The 2,672-nt window shown below is 64.8% G+C and carries 3 protein-coding genes; 1 reads left to right on the top strand and 2 read right to left on the bottom strand.

Annotation, left to right across the window (positions count from 1 at the left end; genetic code table 11):
• The first annotated feature begins 9 nt into the window (after nucleotides 1-9).
• Complete coding sequence (locus tag JHD07_RS37460) at nucleotides 10-249, top strand: BrnA antitoxin family protein (protein ID WP_291631339.1); 240 nt, start codon at nucleotides 10-12, stop codon at nucleotides 247-249.
• Between the two features lie 163 nt (nucleotides 250-412).
• On the opposite strand, the gene JHD07_RS37465 is transcribed toward JHD07_RS37460, so the two are convergent.
• Both JHD07_RS37465 and JHD07_RS37470 read right to left on the bottom strand, forming a co-directional pair.
• The gene (locus JHD07_RS37465; RefSeq protein ID WP_291631336.1) at nucleotides 413-1,831 is read right to left on the bottom strand and encodes a caspase family protein; all 1,419 of its coding nucleotides are present in this window, start codon (nucleotides 1,829-1,831) and stop codon (nucleotides 413-415) included.
• Between the two features lie 201 nt (nucleotides 1,832-2,032).
• Nucleotides 2,033-2,672: DMT family transporter (locus JHD07_RS37470; RefSeq protein WP_291631337.1), on the bottom strand; the 640-nt coding region annotated here is incomplete at its 5' end.

A 2,672-nucleotide genomic window follows, 5' to 3' on the forward strand; every position in this document is an offset into this window, starting at 1 on the left:
ATCGAGGCCATGGCGGATCAACCGAGACGGCCGCGCACGCTGGGCGATGCCAGGACGGAAGCCGAGGCGGCGTTCAAGAAGGTGACCGCGAAGGTCGCCGCGGCGCCGCCCAAGCCGAGCGCCGTTCCCGGCATCAAGGAGCAGGTCACCCTGCGCATCGACCAGGACGTGCTGGAGTTCTTCCAGGAGGGCGGTCCCGGCTGGCAGGAGCGCATCAACGAGGCCTTGCGGAAGGCGGCGGGGAAGTAAGCTCCCCCCGCGAGCGAAGGCGAAGCAGAGCCTTTCTTCGGTGACAGCCTGGATTGTTCCGTCGCAAGAGTTCCCGCAACGACGGGAGTATGCAGCGACCGCGTTGCCCCAACGAAAAAGCCCGGCGTGAACCGGGCTTTTGCATTGTCGATCTCGCTTCGGCTCAGCGGCGGAACATGCCGCCCATCATGCCGCCGACGACACCGCCGACGAAGGCCGCACCGGCAGCGTCGCCGGGATTGCTGCGGTGTTGTGGAGCCGGGGCGCTGCTGGCAGGCGGAGCGCTGGCGCGCCGGGCCGGTTTCTGGCTGGTGTCACTGGCGGTCGCCGGGGCAGCGACGATCTCCGCGAGCAGGGCCTTGTGCTGGTTCTTGTTGAGATAGCCCGACGAAGGATAGCCGCGCGCGGTCTGCCAGCGCTTGAGCACGGACCGCGTCTCGTCGTTGAATATGCCGGTCTGCTTGGTGTCGAACCCTAGCGCCGTCAATCGACGCTGCACGTCGCGGCGCTTGTTCTTGTCGAGGCCGATCTGGTCCTCGGTGACGAGATTGGCCTCGTCGGTGAACGTTGCGGGATCGACGCCGGCGTTGAGCGTGCGGGTCGCGGTCGAGGCGCCGCTCTTGATCGCCGCGAGGCGTGCCAGCGCCAGCGCCTTGAACTGGCCGTTCGGGTAGGCAGTGAGGTAGGCGTTGAGCTCTTCGGGCTTGTTCGACTCCTTGACCGAGCGCCAATATTCCAGCTCGACACCATCCCCGGCCGCCGCCGGCACCATGCCAGACGCGGTCGGAGCCGCGTTGGCGACCTGGGTCATCGGCGCCTGGTTGAGATAGACGGAGCCCGTCAGGTTGGTGTGGCCCCAGGGCAGCTGGCCTTTGCGGGTCTCTTCATTGACCTGGGCGCGCACTGACGTCATCGCCTGCTGGATCTCGACGCCGGGCCTGGTGATGTTGTCGATCAGCGCACGGGTGAACGGGCTGTTGTTGCCCTCCTGGCCGTCGAGCGCGGTCTGGCCGGGACCGGTGGCGAACGCGATCAGGGTGCCTTCGCCGGACTTCATCTCGGCGAGACCGCTCTGGACGTTGACGCTGCGGGTCGCCGAGTTCGACTTGATCTTGGCGGCGAAGGGATTGTCGCGGCAGGCATCGAGGAAGACGAGCTTGACCTTGGCATCGCCCATGGTCTGCTCGAGCGTCAGGTCGATGTTGATGGCGGCCCCCAGCTTGACGTCCATCTCCGACTTGATATCGGCATCGACCGGGAGAAGATAGTTGGTGCCGCTGACGGCGATGCCGTGGCCGGCATAATAAAACAGCGCGATGTCGGAGCCCTGCGCCTTGCGGCCGAAATCGAGCAGCTTTTCCGTCATCTGGTCGCGGCTGAGATTGGAGCCTTCGATCACCTCGAAGCCGACATTGCGCAGCGTGGCTGCCATCGCCTTCGCGTCGATCGGCGGGTTCGGCAGTTGCGCGACGTTCTTGTAGGAGCCGTTGCCGACGACGAAGGCGACGCGACGGTCGGCCTTGGCGGCGCTGACCGACAGCGCCATGCACATGAGCGAAGCGAGGAGGGTGAGATAGCGCATTCTGAAATCCCCAGAATCGAATTGCAGGCAGCAACAGATCGGCAAAGAACCTACACGAAGTGCCCGACCTCGTGCCACCAAAAGGGCGGTCCGTTGCGTTCAACCCGCTGCTGTGTGGCCGAATGTGCACGATGGGAGTGCTTCCCAACGTGATCCAAATCACATGGCCACTTGGTTTTGTCGCGTCAGGCGACACCAGGTTCACTGCGCGCGGGCGGGAACCGGTGACGCGGGCTTCAGATTGAGGAGATTGCCGAAAAGGATCAAACCCGCGCCGAGCACCGTCCAGGCGTCGAGCCGCTCGGAATACAGCAGCCAGCCTGCCGCCGCGGTCAATGGAACCCTCAGGAAGTCCATGGGAACCACGATCGTCGCATCGGCGTAGCGCATCGCGCTGGCGAGGCAATAATGCGAGAACGTGCCGCAGACGGCGATCACGCCGACCCAGGCCCAGACATAGGCCGATGGCCAGCTCCAGACGAACAGCGTCGGAACGAAGCCTACGGCCGACTGGACTACCAACATCCAGAACAGGATCGAGAGCGCGCTCTCGGTCCGGGTCAGAGATTTGACGAGCGCCATCGAGACGCCGAATCCCATGGCCGCCCCCAGTGCGATCAGCTGCCCCGGATTGATCTCTCCGGTCGCGGGCCGGACGATGACGACCACCCCGACGAGGCCGAGCACGATGGCCCCGATTTTCCATGGCGTCATCCGCTCGGACAGGAAGCTTGCCGCGAGAATAGCCGTCCAGATCGGCATGGTGAATTCGATCGCCACCACCTGGCCGATCGGGATCAGCGTCAGCGCAAAGAACCAGCCGAGCTGCGCAACATAATGC

Source organism: Bradyrhizobium sp. (assembly GCF_016462955.1).
Lineage (GTDB): Bacteria > Pseudomonadota > Alphaproteobacteria > Rhizobiales > Xanthobacteraceae > Bradyrhizobium.

Excerpts from the sequence above, each read along its gene's own strand:
- JHD07_RS37460 (WP_291631339.1), top strand. The coding sequence starts at position 10 with ATGGCGGATCAACCGAGACGGCCGCGCACGCTGGGCGATGCCAGGACG.
- JHD07_RS37465 (WP_291631336.1), bottom strand. The coding sequence starts at position 1,831 with ATGCGCTATCTCACCCTCCTCGCTTCGCTCATGTGCATGGCGCTGTCG.